Source organism: Prosthecobacter fusiformis (genome assembly GCF_004364345.1).
GTDB lineage: Bacteria > Verrucomicrobiota > Verrucomicrobiia > Verrucomicrobiales > Verrucomicrobiaceae > Prosthecobacter > Prosthecobacter fusiformis.
Genome location: NZ_SOCA01000011.1, coordinates 109,665 through 126,125, shown reverse-complemented (window position 1 = coordinate 126,125; position 16,461 = coordinate 109,665). Strand labels below are relative to the sequence as shown.

At 59.0% G+C, this 16,461-nt stretch carries 14 protein-coding genes; 4 read left to right on the top strand and 10 right to left on the bottom strand.

Annotation, left to right across the window (positions count from 1 at the left end):
* Positions 1-248: 248 nt before the first annotated feature.
* Both EI77_RS20570 and EI77_RS20565 read right to left on the bottom strand, forming a co-directional pair.
* Complete coding sequence (locus EI77_RS20570; protein WP_243838971.1) at positions 249-2,270, bottom strand: redoxin domain-containing protein; 2,022 nt, start codon at positions 2,268-2,270, stop codon at positions 249-251.
* Positions 2,271-2,355: 85 nt separating this feature from the next.
* Entirely contained in the window at positions 2,356-2,814 is a 459-nt protein-coding gene (locus tag EI77_RS20565) for an MOSC domain-containing protein (protein ID WP_133797191.1), read from the bottom strand.
* Positions 2,815-2,900: 86 nt separating this feature from the next.
* Between EI77_RS20565 and EI77_RS20560 the strand changes: the two genes are divergently transcribed.
* On the top strand, positions 2,901-3,929 hold the full coding sequence (locus EI77_RS20560) for a Gfo/Idh/MocA family protein (RefSeq protein ID WP_166647399.1): 1,029 nt from the start codon (positions 2,901-2,903) through the stop codon (positions 3,927-3,929).
* 13 nt (positions 3,930-3,942) lie between these two features.
* Here EI77_RS20560 and EI77_RS20555 read toward each other — a convergent pair whose 3' ends face one another.
* Genes EI77_RS20555 through EI77_RS20545 form a run of 3 tightly spaced genes read right to left on the bottom strand, consistent with a single transcriptional unit; the run spans position 3,943 to position 6,272 of the window.
* Complete coding sequence (locus EI77_RS20555; protein ID WP_133797189.1) at positions 3,943-4,512, bottom strand: C40 family peptidase; 570 nt, start codon at positions 4,510-4,512, stop codon at positions 3,943-3,945.
* Positions 4,513-4,552: 40 nt separating this feature from the next.
* Positions 4,553-5,452, bottom strand: a complete 900-nt coding sequence (locus EI77_RS20550) for a hypothetical protein (RefSeq protein WP_133797188.1) — start codon at positions 5,450-5,452, stop codon at positions 4,553-4,555.
* 16 nt (positions 5,453-5,468) lie between these two features.
* Positions 5,469-6,272, bottom strand: coding sequence for a peptidoglycan recognition protein family protein (locus tag EI77_RS20545; protein ID WP_243838970.1), 804 nt, complete (start codon positions 6,270-6,272; stop codon positions 5,469-5,471).
* A gap of 40 nt (positions 6,273-6,312) precedes the next feature.
* Here EI77_RS20545 and EI77_RS20540 point away from each other — a divergent pair, with 40 nt between their 5' ends.
* Complete coding sequence (locus EI77_RS20540) at positions 6,313-7,404, top strand: MGDG synthase family glycosyltransferase (RefSeq protein ID WP_133797187.1); 1,092 nt, start codon at positions 6,313-6,315, stop codon at positions 7,402-7,404.
* A 76-nt stretch (positions 7,405-7,480) separates the two neighbouring features.
* Here the strand turns inward: EI77_RS20540 and EI77_RS20535 are convergent, their stop codons facing one another.
* From EI77_RS20535 to EI77_RS20515, 5 genes are all read right to left on the bottom strand, one after another.
* Positions 7,481-8,674 (bottom strand): right-handed parallel beta-helix repeat-containing protein, encoded by a 1,194-nt coding sequence (locus EI77_RS20535; protein WP_166647398.1) that lies wholly within the window; start codon positions 8,672-8,674, stop codon positions 7,481-7,483.
* Between the two features lie 105 nt (positions 8,675-8,779).
* Positions 8,780-10,351 carry a 4-alpha-glucanotransferase gene (malQ, locus tag EI77_RS20530; protein ID WP_243838968.1) on the bottom strand — a complete coding sequence of 524 codons (1,572 nt, stop codon included), beginning with the start codon at positions 10,349-10,351 and terminating at the stop codon, positions 8,780-8,782.
* A 28-nt stretch (positions 10,352-10,379) separates the two neighbouring features.
* On the bottom strand, positions 10,380-12,896 hold the full coding sequence (locus EI77_RS20525) for a serine/threonine-protein kinase (protein WP_133797185.1): 2,517 nt from the start codon (positions 12,894-12,896) through the stop codon (positions 10,380-10,382).
* A gap of 93 nt (positions 12,897-12,989) precedes the next feature.
* Entirely contained in the window at positions 12,990-13,499 is a 510-nt protein-coding gene (locus EI77_RS20520; protein ID WP_133797184.1) for a hypothetical protein, read from the bottom strand.
* 15 nt (positions 13,500-13,514) lie between these two features.
* A complete protein-coding gene (locus tag EI77_RS20515; protein ID WP_133797183.1) occupies positions 13,515-14,426 on the bottom strand; it encodes a hypothetical protein in 912 nt (303 codons plus the stop codon).
* Between the two features lie 143 nt (positions 14,427-14,569).
* Between EI77_RS20515 and rimO the strand changes: the two genes are divergently transcribed.
* Together rimO and EI77_RS20505 are read left to right on the top strand one after the other, a co-directional pair.
* Complete coding sequence (gene rimO / locus EI77_RS20510; protein ID WP_133797221.1) at positions 14,570-15,919, top strand: 30S ribosomal protein S12 methylthiotransferase RimO; 1,350 nt, start codon at positions 14,570-14,572, stop codon at positions 15,917-15,919.
* Between the two features lie 127 nt (positions 15,920-16,046).
* Positions 16,047-16,403 carry a hypothetical protein gene (locus tag EI77_RS20505; RefSeq protein ID WP_133797182.1) on the top strand — a complete coding sequence of 119 codons (357 nt, stop codon included), beginning with the start codon at positions 16,047-16,049 and terminating at the stop codon, positions 16,401-16,403.
* Positions 16,404-16,461 lie beyond the last annotated feature (58 nt).

Below are 16,461 nucleotides of genomic sequence, written 5' to 3'. Positions count from 1 at the left end.
GGGCTGCTCCATCACGCTATCCATATTCATCTTTTATTTGATAGCCATCACTCTCTGGCTTGCCGTGGCTAATTCTGAAGGCAATGCGAGGATGACAGAGGCTGATGAAATCAAAGGCTATCTGCTGACAGGATTCATGATCCTTTTATCTCTTCTACTGGCCCCGATCTTTCTGAGAAGGAAACCATAATGCGAGGCATCAACAGCCAGTTTAGGCTACGATGAAGCGGCAAAACCAGAGTGCCCGATCACTTCGCCGCCACAGCCGCGTTGTTCGGTGTGAAGTATTCGAAGTAACCGATCATCATTTCATCGGAAGTTTGCGGGCCCCATCGGATGTTTTTGGTGGGGTCGGGATTGGCCGGATTGGCGTCGCTGTTGTCGAAGACGGCAGTGATTTTCACCTTGCTGCCGCGAGGCAGAAATTTGGGCTGGGCATAGTCATAGCGGAGCTGCCAGTTGAAGTCGTAACCAGGGATGTCCAGCAGCACTTCACTCTTGCCTCCCGGTGGGGTGACCTCAAATTTGAAGGCCTTTCCGCGCACATGCATGTGGGCCATGTAGGCCATGATGTTCATGTCCCGGGGGACGGTCTGCTCCTTCACCTCGATGTGGTTGGCCTCCCCCGCAGGGATGTTCAGCCGGGGATGTGCCACGGCGGCGGTGTGGACGACATACTTCGGCGCCGCTTTGGCAAAGATGAGTCCCATGCGGAGCTGTTCCTGGGTCTTTTTGCCATTGGGCGTGTAGTGGATCTGAAAGCTCACGATGGCACCTGCGGGCAGCTTTTTTGCAAAGCCCGCCGGCCACATTCGCGAGGCATTCCCCGGCACATAGGCGGCCCAGTAACCTTCCGCACCCTCGCCCCGGTCGCGCACATCGCTGCCCTTGGCATGCACCTGGACGATGACGTGATGCACCACACCACGGTCCGTCGGCAAGATCTCATAACCCTGCACCCAGCGGTCTTCTTCAAAAGCGGTGGTGGCGGTGACGAACTGATAGGGCATGGTGCCTTCCGCCTTGATCTGGACGGGTTTGGGGAGTTGCACGATGGCATTCGGCGTACCGATGGCCCACTCCTCAGGAAAGTGTCGCGGCTTGGGAGCCTCTGCAGGATTCCCCAGGGGCCGGTCACTGGCCAGCCACGTCAGCAGGTCCTGCCTGTCCTGATGAGAAAGGGACGCGTCATTGAGCCAGAGGGAGTGCTGGCCGTCCGGCGGTGCCGCGGCGAACCAGGGCGGCATGACACCACGCTCCACCTGCTTGCGGATCATACCGGCGTTTTCGATCACGTCGTCATAACTCTCCAGGTTGAAAGGCCCTACGGCTCCTGGGCGATGACATTCCACGCAGTTTGCCTGGAGGATGCGCGAGACTTGGTTGTGATAAGTGACGGCTGTCTGGGTGACAGCAGCGGTCTTTTTCAGATCCAGCGCGCAGCCCGGTGCGGTGGTGGCCGCGATGAGCGGGGCCTCACTGCGCAGCATGGCGGCGGCGGCATCGCGAAGATACGTTTTGTTCGGCTGGTCTTTGGCATAACCCAGGCCGTACTGGTCATTGATGGCCCCGCGATAAACCAGCGTGCGGGCGGCATCCAGCAGGAAGACCTCCGTGGTGGTGGTGGCGGCCAGGGTGGTCGTGAGCTGGCCGTCTGCATCATGGATGACGGGAGATTTCAGGCCGTGGGCGGTGATAAATTTCTGAATGTCATCCGCGGTCTCCGTGGCGACGGGGCAGACAAGCAGCATGGCCACCTGCCTGGCCATGGCGTCTTTTTCCAGCCGGGCCAGTTCCGGTCCCAGCTTGCCGCTGATGGGACAGGTGGCACCGAAGAAGGCGATGATGATCCCCTGCCTGCCGGTGAGCTGCTGGCTGAGCTTAAACTCCTGGCCACGGCCATCTTTCAGCATGAGGTCTGGCACCAGATGGCCGACGCCATGCTCGGAAGCTTTCAATACCACGGGTGCCTCGGTCAGGGCGGGGTCTTCGCTGGCGGGTTTCACCGGCGCGCTGTCCGGAGCGGAGCCGCCTTTCTGGCGCAGTTTCAGCATGCCCTCCGTGGCCTCGGCCAGGGTCACGCTGCCATTGCCATCCTGATCCAGAAAACGCAGCCAGCGCTTTTGCGGGAGCTCATCCGCCGTCAGCAGGCCATCCTCATTTTTATCCAGGTTATCGAAAGCCGCGATGCCCGTTTTACCAGCCGCAGTTCCCTGCATGCAGATGTAACCCGGGACGAGGAGGGCGAGAATAAAGGCGGCGCGTTTCATGCAATGCTGCTGGGTGACCGGATGACCGGGAATGTATGACAGCGGGAGGAAAGTTTTGTTGGGGTATGGCCAAAACAACATCGCCTCACACTCCCGTCCGCAGCACCCCGTCGCTGAGGACCTTGGCGCGCAGGCCGCCATGGCCCTTCATGGCTCCTTCGGCCCCTTCGGCAAAGGCCTGGTTCATCCAGTAGCAGGGCGCGCTTTCCTGGGTACCAAGGAAACGCACCCCCTGAACCTCAAACTCCTGGCCGATGAGGGCGGGCAAATCGGCACCTTGAGTGATGATGTTCCGCCGGAAGACCGAAGGTTCCACGCCAGTCACCTGAAATTGCTCACACAGGCGCTCATACACCTCATGGGCAAAGAAGGTGACCTGGCCTTTATAGTCCTCTTTGAAGCCAAAAAAACGGTCTCCCTTCAGCCCCTGGCCGGCCACGCATTCGACGGAGTCCACCTCCACCATGGGAGCCTGCCCGGCGGGCTTGCCATGATGACCGAAAAAATTATGCTCCGGGGAGATGTAAAGGTGGAGGATCTGCATGCACCAGTGTGATGCCGGGGAGGGGGGCATGCCAAGCCGGAATCTATCCCTTTGCGCCGCCCTCAAGCCTGCGTGACAAATGCCGCATGAACGAAGAAAAAATCATCCGGGTGGGCATCGTCGGTGCAGGCGGCATCGTGAAGCAGCGGCACCTGCCGGGGTTGCGGGCGCTGCCCAATGTGCAGATCACCGCCGTGGCGAATTCCACGCTGGCGAGTGCAGAGACCTTCTGCCGCGACTTCGCCCCGGAGGCAAAACCCATCGCCCGCTGGGAGGATGTGGTGGACAATGAAAACGTGGATGTGGTGTGGATCGGTGCGCACCCGTATATGCACCACGATGTGACCGATTTCGGCCTGCAATGCGGCAAGCATGTCTTCACTCAGGCGCGCATGGCGGCCACTCTCCAGGAGGCGGAGCATATGTGGGAGAGAGCCCAGAGCTGCCCGGAGCTGGTGACGGCCATCTGCCCCGCACCCCAGGGCATGAAAGGCGGCGAGATGGTGAAAAAGCTGCTCGCGGAAGGCGCCATCGGCACACCGCATCAGGCCCTGCTGCACAGTTTCAACGGCGCCTGGCTGGACGCCGCCCAGCCCGCCCACTGGCGCCAGCGCACGGAGGTGAGCGGCATCCAGATCCTCACCCTGGGCATCTACACGGAAGTTTTGCAAAAATGGTTAGGCCACATCACCCACGTGGAGGCCCGGGGCGGCGTGGTCATCCCGGAGCGGCAGGGCTACGCCGTGGAGACACCGGATTTCGTCAATGTCCTGGCCCGGTTCCGCAGCGGCCTGAAGGCGACGATGCTGTTCAGCGGCGTCGCGGCCCATGCGCCGACGGACAAGCTGTGGCTCTTCGGCAATGAAGGCAGCTTGAGCTATGATTTCACCACGGAAGAAGTCTCCCTGGGCAGCCGGGGTGGAAAGCTTGAAGTCGTGCCGGTGCCGTATGAGATGCAGCGGGACTGGACCGTGGAGCGTGATTTTATCCAGGCCGTGCGCGATCCCCAGGCTCCGCGTCCAAAGCCCGATTTCACCGAAGGTGTCTGCTACATGCGTGTGGTGGAAGCTGTGTGGGAATCCATGGAAAACCGGTCCGGCGTCAAGTGCGCCTGACCACTTCCTAGACTTACAGCCCTTGCGGATGCCGGTTGATGAATCCAGATGTGGACCGAGCCGTGGAGCGCCAGCGCGGTCCCTCCCCGGTCTGCGTGCCTGAGGTATCAAAGCGCAGACCGCAGACGGACATGAAGACATGGTTCCCCGGTTTCACAAAAATGGACACATACTTCCCAGGACCGGACTGGCCATAACCGGCGAATCCCTTGGAATTCAAAGGCCGCACCAGCAGGCCGCTGCGGTAAAGGATGTGTGAGATGGAGCCGGAGCAGTCAAAACCGTTGTCAAAAAGCTGCTGGTGCCCACCACCCCACTTGTAGGGCTTATCCACAAGTTGATTGGCATAATAAACCAGGTGATGCAGCACCGGCGGGTGGTAAGGCGTAGCTCGCGCATGCCGCCCGTCGAAATGCAGCAGCGGCACCTGGTTATAATAGTAGAGTCCCGCGCCACCACCGGCTGCGGCCAGGGCTCCTAGGCCGGTCATCTTTAGCCAGTCACGTCGGCCCAGGTTTTTCACGGTTGCTGCCTCTGGGGTGTCACCCAGGGAATCGGGTATGAAATCTTCAGGCTCCTTCATATTTTAGAATGATAAGCCTATAGACTAGAAAAAGCCAAGACTAGTTTCTTTTCAAATGATACAAAGGTGAAGGTAATAGCTCGGAGGTGAACCACAGAGAAGCATTGTCCTCATCATAGCAGACGGCTTCCATCTGAGGCGTCAGCGGTGGTAAGATGAGGTGCCGCGGCCCCTGGAGCGCCTGCGCGAGCGTCTGGCCAGGGTTCAAACGCCACTCATTTAAATAACTATAAGTGGCGATGACCACCCGCCGACCATCCGGGGAGATACTACCTCCGCTGGTCTGGCAGGCGATACCAGGCCTCTTGCCCAGGCGCGGCAGGGCTGGAAAGTCCACATGCCCTACCTTTTCCAGCATGAATGCCTGGCCGGAATGGCGAGGGCCGTCTGGTAACTTAAAAAGCGTGCTATGGCCGTCCTCCTCCTTGGTTAGGATGTGGATCTCACGCGTCTGTGGATGCAGCAGCAGGCACTCCGCATTGTATCTTTTATCTGGATAGCCCAGGTGCCAGATTTCCGGTTTTGCACTGTCCTCCTCCTTGCCGGGATCGTCAGGCAGCTCGGGCTCAGGAATCCGGTAGATCTGCAGGCTGGCGCGCACTTTCAGATTATCCCCGATGTCCGCAATATAAAGGCAGGGCCGGTTATCCTCATCGTATCCAGAGGCCATATCCTCCCAGTCGAAATTGGCCGCTTTCGGCAGGCGGATCTTGGCCAAGGTCTCACCCTTTCGATTAATGGCAAACACGCACGGCTCCCCGCCCGAATCGTTATGGGTCCAGAAGACCCCCGCGTGCCTCAGGCTGCGGGCGATGCCGCTGCTCTCATGGATGCGTTTATCCTGAAACACCGCCACCCGCACCGCTGGAGGCTCCTCCACCTCCGCCGACAAGGCAGCCGCAGACAAGCCCAGACAAAGGATGGCGGCCCACATCTTCATGGCAATCACTCCTCATTCAGCCCAGGTTACGAGCCGGACCCGGAATCAGACGGCTGTAGTGCAGGTTTACCCGGCGTAAATACCACTGCCAGGTGGCACCAGGGCGGCCGCGGTCCAGTAGGAAATGTGGGCAGTTTTTATGAGGGTCCTTGATGCTGGGGCTGATACGCGGCCAGTGATAATGCGGCACCACATGGCTCAGTGGGATCCCGTATGTATACATGAGGTAAGCGGAAAGCCGGGCGGTTTTATCAATGGTCAGCGCGATGTCATTGCCACGGTGCTCACACATCTCAATGCCGATGCTGTAGTTGTTCCCCGGACCATCGAAGTCCGCGTGCTCCCCCTGCTCCCGGCAGGGCAGATGCTGGATGGCTACATTGGACTGGGTGGTAAAATGCCAGGTCAGGAAGCCGATGCGGTTCCCCCCCACCCGCTTGGTGGCACGCAGCGCACCGCGCTTCAGCGCCAGGGCATGGTTATAGGCATTGCCCGTGTAATTTTGAGTACTGTGAATGGTGATGTAGCGCGGCGTCATCGGCCGGTACTTGTAGCGGCCCGCCTTACCAGGTGGGATCAAGTCCGTCTGTAGCCCCACCTCACGGAGGAGCTGATCCGGCGTGACACGGCCCAGGGCCTTGTCATTATAACGGGATTCCCACATCGCGATCTTGGAGCGGCCAGTGGAGGACCCACAAGCAGCGAAGAAAACAGCGGCGAGAAGCAGGAGGGGAAGAGCCAGAAGAGCACTGCCTTTATTCATGCCCGCAGTATGCTGGAGGTCTGACTGTTTGCCAGCAAGGAGTAAGCCCTCTGACATTTAGTTTGAGTTCTGCCGATTTCCGGCCAGCCATAGGCCTATGATTTTAGTGCTGACAGCAGGCTTTGGCGATGGGCATAACACCGCCGCATTTTCCACGGCTGAAGCGCTTAGGCAACTTTACCCAGGAGAGGATATCCAGGCCATCGACCTCGTCAGCGAGGTCCAGCCCCGCATCGCCACCCTGCTGAAAAATCTCTACCAGCAGGCCATTACCCATTTCCCCAGCGGCTGGCGCATGGTTTATCACATGCTGGAAAAATCCGATGTGGACCCCCAGGACAGCGCTTGGCTGGCCCCGCTCGTGCGCGGACTGAAGGAAAAGATCGAAGCCCTTCAGCCCCGCCTCATCATCAGCACTTATCCGCTGTATGCCGCTCTTTTGGATGCCCTGCGCAAGCAGGGGGAGCCCGTGCCTCGTCTAGTCACCATCATCACCGATTCCATCAGCGTTCACCGCATCTGGCTCATGCAGCCGAGCGATCTCTACTGCGTGGCCGATGCCGAAACGAAGGAAGTGGTGGAAAAGCTGGGAGTGCCGCGTGAAAAAATCCGCATCACCGGCTTCCCTGTCAGCCTGCAATTCACTGAGACCTTACCGCCGGAAGCCACCCGCCCGGGCGTGCAGCGCATTCTATACCTGCCCTCCACGACCGCACGACATGTGGCAGCCACTCTGGCCTCATTAAAACCGCTTTTGAGGAAGGATGTCCAGCTCACCATCCCTGTAGGCAAGCACAGCTCCCGCCTTTACCATGTGCTGCGTAAATTTACCGATGCCATGCCCGATGCCCCAGTGGAAATCATCGGCTGGACCACCCGAATCCCCGAGCTGCTGCGCACGCATGATGTGGTGATCTGCAAAGCTGGCGGTGCCATCCTTCATGAAGTCCTGGCCGCGCGCATTCCCGCCGTCATTGATTACGTCGTACCCGGCCAGGAAGAAGGCAATGCTGAGATGCTCCTCTCCAGAAACTGCGCCTACCGCGCTTTCACGGCCAAAGAGACTGGTGAATGCGTGGCTAAGATCCTGGACAACAACGGCAAAATCGGCCGCCAGATGCGTACCAACATGCTCGCCATCAGCGTTCCCGATGCCGCCATCCGTACCGCACAAGCTGCCCTCGCGTGAGCGATGAGCAGCGTGCTACGCGACTGCTGCAAGCATGGGGTATAGTGTATGCCCCCTGCGGCTAAACTCATCCCTTTTATTCACGCCGCAACGCCTCAAGTGCAGCGGCATCCGCACCCCAGGTAGAAGCGGACGCGGGCGGGCCTAACTGGGTATTAGTCATCGACAGAGTGGCCTCGGCACTGACTTGGCTGGACAGATCAAAAAGGGTGCATCCGTGCATTTCTATCTGACAGGGACCGGTGATGCGGACTTCACCAGCCTGGCTTTCGAAACGGCGCAGCAGGACGTTTTTAAAAGTGGCACGGCAGGGGGCCTGACTCGTTTCGCTGCCGCGGTGGGTAACGGTAATGACGTGGGCTGCCCGGCTTTCTATGAGGGCGTTTTCCAAGCTGTGGGCTGTGTTGCCATGGAAGAAAACATCATGTCCATAGCAGCCGCTAATGAAAATATTTTTAAAATGAGTGACGCTGGAGCCGATGTCACAAAGACCCGTGGAATTGCGCAGGCTGGTGAAGCCATTAATACGGCATTCAGCGGTCTCATGGGCGCTGAATCCATCATCTCCACATTCGATGGCGGTAATGTTTTCGAAGACGGTGTCCAACTGGTCTCCATGGATGTTGAAGCCATCGTTCCAAACATGGGTACAAGTAAGGTTGCGGACAGTCAGATGGCGCCCCTGGCCCGAGAGGCTAACGCCGTTGCTGCGAGCGGGGTAGCGGAGGCGGGCGACATCCAGGGACTGTCCATCCGTCAGTTTGATATAGAACGCTTTTTCAGCCTCTTCATAGGTCCATTCACCGGGCTTTAGCTCCGCCACTTTTTTCAGGGCTGCACTGGGGCCTTTGGCGGTGCGGCCCATGGTATCCATGCGGCCATCCCAGAGGAAATACCAGCGTCTCAGGGCGGCTGGGGTCAGCCCAGGCAGGAGATCGGTCTTACGATATAAGCCCTGGCCCAGGGACTCCCATTCAGTGGCGTTGACAGGCTCGCTGCCATCAATGATGGCACCATGACCGTCCAGGGTGATGGGCTGTCCAGGCAGGCCCTTTTTTCCCGCCAGGTTCACACTCTCAAAGTAGGTGCCCGTGGCCAGATGCACGGTGTCTCCAGGCTCCGCCAGCAGGATGCCTCGGGCGATGGTTTTCACTGGGGCGCTGATGGCATCATTGATGTCATTTCCATTAGCCGGGTCCACATGCAGGGCACGCTGAGCCGAGGCGGTGCAGGCGAGAGATACGATGAAAAGGCAAGCAAGGAACTTCATGAAGGGGCAGAATGAACGGCTGCCGGGGCATGGGTCTTCAAAAGAAATGTGCCGCTTCATGCCTGCTGGTGGATGGCATGACGCAGAAGGAGGCAATACCAAGTCTCAGCGACCCGCCTCGCGGGTGATGGCCAGCATCTGGGCTTCGATGTCCGGGGTGAGCTGGTCCCAGGTGAAGCGCCAGCTCCAGAAGTCCCCCATTTTCCCCGGTGTGTTCATGCGGGATTCACTGCCCAGGCCCATAAGGTCCTGCACGGGTGCCACGGCCATACGGGAGCGGGAATTCCAGACGCATTTGATGAAGTCCCAGTGCAGGTCGGATCCGTCCGTGTGAGTATAACCAAGGATGGTGCGGCGCTCTGCTTCCACCTGCTCGGCAGTGCGGGTGGTATCGTCTCCCACGCCGCTGTTAAACAGGCCCTGCACAGTGTCATTGTCATGCGTGCCGGTGTAGGCGACGGACTCATCCGGATAATTTTCTGGAATGTAATCTTCTGAAATCGTATCCGCACCGAAGGCGAACTGCATAACCTTCATGCCGGGGAATCCATGGCGCAGGCGCAACTCGGTGACGTCCGGGGTGATGATGCCGAGGTCCTCGGCAATGACGGGCACATGCTCTCCCATCTCCCCTTTTAAAGCTTCAAAAAGGGCATCCCCAGGAGCGCCCACCCAGCGACCATTGACGGCCGTCGGCTCCGCTGCCGGGATCTCCCAGTAGGCGGCGAAACCACGAAAGTGGTCGATGCGGACGATGTCCACCATCTCCAGGGTTTTGCGCAGGCGCGCCTTCCACCAGGCGAATCCCTCTGCTTCATGCGCGCTCCATTTGTAAAGCGGGTTTCCCCAGCGCTGGCCAGTGGCGCTGAAGTAATCTGGAGGCACGCCGGCCACAACGATAGGATTGCCCCGTTCATCCAGCTCAAAAAGGTCCGGCCGCGCCCACACGTCGGCGCTATCATGAGCAGTGAAAATGGGGATGTCACCGATGAGGCTGATGCCCAGTTCCTGCGCCCTGGCATGCAACTTCTGCCACTGGCGGAAGAAGAAGAACTGCTGTGCCTTCACTTCCTCGATGGCTTCACTGAGGCGGACCATGGCATCCGCCATCGCCTCTGGGTGGCGCATGGACAACTCCGGTGGCCAGTCGTTCCAGGTGCGCCCCCCCTGCTCAGCCTTAATGGCAATGAAGAGCGCGTAATCATCCAGCCAGTCCGCCTGCCTTTCACAGAAAGCATCAAAGGCATGCTGCAGGAGCGGGCTGCTGTCACACTGGGCCATGAAGCGTTGGCAGGCCAGCTTCAAAAACGCAGAACGCACCTCATCTGCCGCCAGGAAATCCACTTTGTGATCCGGGAAGGCTGGGATCATGGCCAGGTCCTGGGGCTTCAGCACCCCGTCATTGCGCAGCGCATCAAAGCTGATCATCAGCGGATTCCCGGCGAAGCTGGATAAGCTCTGATAAGGTGAGGCCCCAAAGCCCGTGGGCCCAAGCGGAAGCATCTGCCAAAGCTTCTGCCCCATGCGATGGAGGGCATCCAGCCACTGGTGAGCCTCCGGCCCGATTTCCCCGATGCCGAACCTCCCTGGGAGTGATGTCGGATGCAGGAGGATGCCACTGGAACGCGGGATGGAAAACATGGAGTGGACGGATAGGACGGAGGTGGTCGTGGTCAACCTTCAACCTAGCATGAAGCGGGCCTGATTATTGCTGCACCACGCCTTGAGCTGTGAGGGTCTTCCACTCCAGTATATCGTCTTGGAATGCCAGACTGCCTGTGGCTTTTTGCCACTTTTCACAGGCCTCAGTAAGAATTTTGCAGATTGATCGCATGAAAGGGGGATCAGTCGTCACCGCAGGCTCCGTCTGGGACCGTTGCCACAGCAAAGCCGCATCCCTTTTCACATCATCATACAGATGCAACTTCGACTCCAGTAAGACGATCTGAGACAGCTCATAGATCCACTTTCCACGGTCAGTATTATAAAGCCGCTCCATCTCCATGCATTCTCTCCGGTAGGCCAGCGCGGCCTCAAATTGGCCCGCCTTTTCACGCACTTCCGCAGCAGCCCTCAGTGCGCGGGGTAGCAGGACGTTATTGTCCTGGCGACGACTGATCTGCATCGCTTCATCCGTAGCACGGAAGGCGTCCTGCACCCGGTCTGTCTTCAGGTACAGATGCGCCACCTCGATCCAGCGCGCCACCAGGGAGTGGTGATCAGCACCTTGGGCTGAAGCACCCATTTGAATAATATCTTCCAGATGTTTTGCTGCCTGTACATAATCCCCTTGGCTGGCCTTCACCCGGGAGAGAGAGCGCAGAAAAATACGTCGGGAACCCCCTTGGTCAATCGGCAAGCTGTCCACGAGGCGCAGGCCGTCTAACAAAGTTTTCTCAGCCCCTTCATAGTCTTTCATGCCGGATTGAAGGTCCGCCATGAACAGCAGGCCAAGCGATTTTTCTCGCGCATCGTTGGAAGCGGTCAGCAGGTCCGTTTGTACCAGTGCCATGGCTTCCCTTCCCCGCCCCTGCCGCACCAGTTCACGAGCATGATATTTAGCGGTTGTCTGCCGCTGGGCGCTATAAGACGGTCCCAGGGTTAGCCAAGCTGCATCCATCTGCTGATACAGGCGCAGTGCCTCCGGCTTGTCCCCAATCTCAGAATAAGCGCGGGCCAAAAGCAACTGCGCAGCCAATGTCCTAGGCACAGCCTCCCCATGATGCGTCTTCATAAGTTCATGAAGACGTTTGACCAGCGGCAGCGCGCTGCGCGCATCCCCCATGGCCATCATGATGTTGGCCAGCCGCTCAAGCACTTCTATTTGCAGCGCCGGCTCGGCATTGAGTTGCTCTACCTCCTTCACGCTTTCATTCAGAGCCAAGCGCAGTGCTTCAGGATTTTTCCCCTGGCTGACGAACTCCCCCGCCTTGGTCAATAGTTCCGTGAGATAACCAGTCAGCGCATGCGCCTTGCGGGACTGCGATTCCGCCACACTGCGCAGCCTCTCCGAATTGCGCCGTGCCTCAGACTCCCGCATGAAAGCGAGGGTGCTCACGCAGGCCAGAATGAGGACATTCACACCGATGACAGTCCCCACTGCAAAGGCCGTACGGTTACGCCTAACCAACTTTTGAAAACGATACCATCGGTCCGGTGGCCCGGCGCTCACAGGCTCATCCTCCAGATGCCGCTTCAGATCATCAGCCAGCGCATTGGCGGAGTCATAGCGGCGCTCAGGATTCTTCTCCAAAGCCTTGAGGATGATCCAGTCCAGGTCCCCAACCAGCTCTTCCGGCTTGCAAGGTGAATGCTTCCCCTGCGCCTGGCGCTGGCGGGCACGCACGCTAGGTCGCACAGGATCCACCTCATAGATGCGTTGCAGCATGGCGGTGAGGGAGGTCTTTTGAGTCGTCCCAGCTTCCGCCTCCAGCGGCGGCACCCCGGTGAGCAATTGATAAAGGATGGCACCTAGCGAATACACATCTACCCGAACATCCACCGCCTCTACTCCCATGGCCGCCTGCTCCGGGGCCATGTATTCCGGCGTGCCTAGCACCATGCCACGCAGGGTATGGCCTAGGCTGTCAGGAGAGTCCGCATCCTCACTCAGAGCCTTGGCGATGCCGAAGTCGATGACCTTGGCCACCGGCCCGTCATCTCCATCCGCCACCAAGATGTTGGAAGGTTTTAAATCCCGGTGCAGAACCGCCCGCTGGTGCGCATGCTGAATAGCCCGGCACACATCCATGAACAGGCTGATGCGCTGCCGCCTGTCCAGCCCAGCTTCCTCACAGTAGGAGGTGATGGCGCGGCCCTTCACCAGTTCCAGCACAAAGAATGGCCGACCCAACGGTGTCGTCCCGGCATCCAGCACCAGCGCGATGTTCGGGTGGGACATCCGCTCCAGCGCCCGCCTCTCTGTGCGAAAGCGGGACAGCACAGCCAGGGAGTCCATGCCCGGTCGGATCACCTTCAAAGCCACTGTTCGACGGATCGGCTCAGTCTGCACTGCCTGCCAGACAATGCCGAAGCCGCCCTCCCCCAACTTTTTTTCCAGCGTGTAACTGCCGATGATATCCCCTGTCTGCTCCAGCAGCCCCACATCCCCTCCTTCAACGGCGGGCTCCAGAGCCAAGTCCAGCATCGCCAGCGCATGATGCGTCGGCGGGCTCAGCGAATCGGCTGAAACCGTGACTGAAGGACGTCCTGGGTGACTCATTCTCAATATAGGCTACGGAGGCAGCACGCGGCTACCTCCGTCAAGAACGCACAAAGCCGTCCATCCTCTGTAAAAAAAACCGAAAGAAGGCGGTTACAGCCCGGCTTTCTGTAGAAAGAGGTCTAGCTGCTGCTGAAACTGCGGCACATCTACCGGCGGTGGCTGATACCCTTGCGGTGCGCCGCTGAGGCCGAGACGGCCCATTTGGTCCAGAAACCAGGAGGCATTCACCCCATCGCTAAACGTCACCTTCCCGCTGATCAGGGCACCGGGAATAGTGATCTGGTCCGCACTCATGGTAATGCCCGCAGAGGGCATTTGCTCGGTGGAGACATCGTCGAAGTTCTCATTCCACGTCTCATCCTCAGCAGGGAAAGCCTCACCCGTCAACGGTGCAGCCGGTGCTGGATCAGCAGGTTTGGCCACCTCACGCGGTTTGTCCTTGATGCGTACTCCCACATCCAGCATCAGCAGGCGGGCGTCCAGATATGTCATCGTGATGCCAAACTCCGTCCGCAGACGGTCCTGCACCAGGTTAAGGTTAGCACCATCGGCAGCCCAGATTTCTACTTGGGCGAGTTGTTCGGGGGAAAGTTGGGACATGATTGAATGGACGGATCAGCTCTTCATTGCACCAGTGACCACGCCAGCCAGCTTGGCAGCCTGGTCGCTCAGCGCTTTCACCTGCTCCTGCGTCAGTGGCTGGTCCTGGGGCACATCCATCAGCGGGATCAGTGCTTGGAAACCTTCACGCAGAGCCTTCAGGGAGGCATTGTTCTGCAAACGCGGACCCAGGTGCTCTAGGCTCATCAAATAATATTCGGCAATGTCCTTGCGCAGCAGGCGCAGGGATTTCTCCGGCGTGTAATTGTCCTGCACACTGCGAGTGGCGATCTCGAATGCCCGCAACCACCCGCCCAGGCTCACGAGGTGGGCAATGTCCACATCGCGAAGCTGCACCATTTCAGCCTCCACATCCGCCTGGGTCAGCGCCAGTTCTGTGCGCAGCTTGTCCCATTGGCCCTCAATGCTGTGCTCAAAAAGGCTCTGGGTATGGCGGTTCATCCGACTGCCCGTGCCCAGCACCTTGGCATACTTGATCAGCGCGCGGCCCACATCTTCCATGGCCTCCACCTTTTCACACTGGACGATGAGGAATCCATCCGCAATCAAGGTGCCCAATCCCAGGGAGACCAGGACGCGGTCCGAAGGAGTCTGCCGTGTAATAGGACGCTTTAACGCATCATAGGACAGCTTGCCCAGACCGTCCAGCATCTCAAATAGCTTGCGAATGCTGGGTGTGGTGAACTGGTTTACACCAAATTCTTCCCGCACATGCTCATCTCCCAGCAGATCATCCGGGATGGCCATGCGCTGGCCCTCCTGCCCAGGGACAGGCGGTACCGGAGGTGAAGGCGGGGCGGGCGGAGCCGCAGGCGGCGGCGTCTGCGCCCAGCCAACCCCAATGGTAAGGGCGGCGAGCACACACAAAAGGATGGCGCGGGCAGGAAATAAACGTGCGAGAGACATGGCTGATGAGGATATACGTGGGTGCTTCGCATATTTCCAGCGATTGCTAGGGCTTGTTTTCAAACATTCGCACCACGACTTTCATCTGGGCGCACCATCTTCTCCTTTCCTCCTGGCTTTTTACCCGTATTCTCATCCCCCCTATGATCAAAGTCGGTCTCGTCTCCCTCGGCTGCGCCAAGAACCTCATTGACTCCGAAATCATGGTCGGCCACCTCCAGCAGGCAGGCATGACCATGACCCCGGAGGCAGATCTTGCCGATGTGCTCATCATTAACACCTGCTCCTTCATTGATATGGCCAAGAAGGAAAGCGTGGGTGCCGTGCATGAAGCCGTGGATGCCCGTGAGGAGGCTAACCGCAAACGCCAGAAGATCATCGTGGCCGGCTGCCTTTCCCAGCGCTTCGCCCAAGAGCTGCCCGGCCTCATGCCGGAAGTGGATGCCTTCATCGGCCTGGATCAGATCACCCAGGTGGCTCCCATCATCCAGCGGCTCATGGGCACGGATGTACAGGAGAACCACGTCACCCGCCAGCCCCAGTATATCCCGGACTTTGACACGCCCCGCTTCCGCCTCACGCCGAAGCATTCCGCCTACATTAAGATTGCCGAAGGCTGCAACCACCCCTGCTCCTTCTGCATCATCCCTCGCATCCGTGGCCGCCACCGCAGCCGCACGCAGGAAAGCGTGGTGAAAGAAGCCCGCCAGCTCATCGAAAGCGGCGTCAAGGAGATCAACCTTATCTCCCAGGACACCACCTACTTCGGCATGGACAAATGGACCGAAGACCGGCCCAAGCCTCGCAGCGGCGTGGACTCCACCAAGGGGGACTCCCTCTCCACCCTCATCCGCGAGCTCAACGCCATCCCAGGCGACTTCTGGATCCGCCTGCTCTACACCCACCCGGCACACTGGAGCGATGACCTCATCTCCGCCATCGCCGAAAGTCCCAAGGTCGCCCGCTACATCGACATGCCGCTCCAGCACATCAGCGATAACATGCTGAGCCTGATGAAGCGTGAAACCGACGGCGCCTACATCCGCGACCTCGTCAAACGCATCCGCGCCGGCATCCCCGGCATCGCCATCCGCACCACGTTCATCGTCGGCTTTCCTGGCGAGACCGAGGCCGATTTCAACGAGCTCGTTCAGTTCATCGAAGACGAAAAATTCGAGCGCGCCGGCGTCTTCAACTATTCCCGTGAAGAAGACACCCGCGCCGCCAAAATGGAAGGCCAGATCCACCACATGACCCGCAAAGCCCGCTGGAGCGAGGCCATGCGCGCCATCCAGCGTAGCGTCGAGCACGTCAACCGCCAGCAAGTCGGCAAAACCATGCGTGTTCTTATCGAGGAACCCGGTGTCGCCCGCAGTGAGATGGACGCCCCGGACATCGATACCACCGTCTTTGTGGATAAGAGCCTGCCCATCGGCAGCTTTGCCGACGTCACCATTAAAGACTGGCGCGGTTACGACCTCGTAGCCGGGTGACATCCCCCAAACATACCATTTTGAGGTATTGAAGGCAGGGTACCGGGTATAACTCCGGTCCTTGGAAGCGAACTTGCTGGCATGGCCAGGCATCGGCCCGTCCTCCCCAGGGCGGCCCTCTCCACCCATGAAAAAGTACCTTCTCCTCACCCTCGTCTCCCTCATCCTCACCTCCAGCCAGGGAGCAGAACCTGGCGGCTCCCTCTACTTAAAGCCCAAGGACGTAGATCATGTGGAGATCGAACTGGAATACGACTCCAACCCCCAACTGCGCGTCTATTTTACAAGCGCCAAGCTCAGTGAAACCCAGACCGTGGTGGAGAACAACCTCAATAAACCCATCTCCATCTTCATGAACGACACCCTCATTGTCGCCCCCACCCTGAAGGAACCTCTCAAGTCCAAAATCCGCTACCTGACCCTGACCTTCACGGATTTCGAAACCACCGCCCAAGTCGCCCGCGGTTTCGTCCCAGCCAATTGAGGATAGGGGAGTACCGAAGACAAACACCCCATTGGCAAAGCCTCTCGGTCATCCTCAA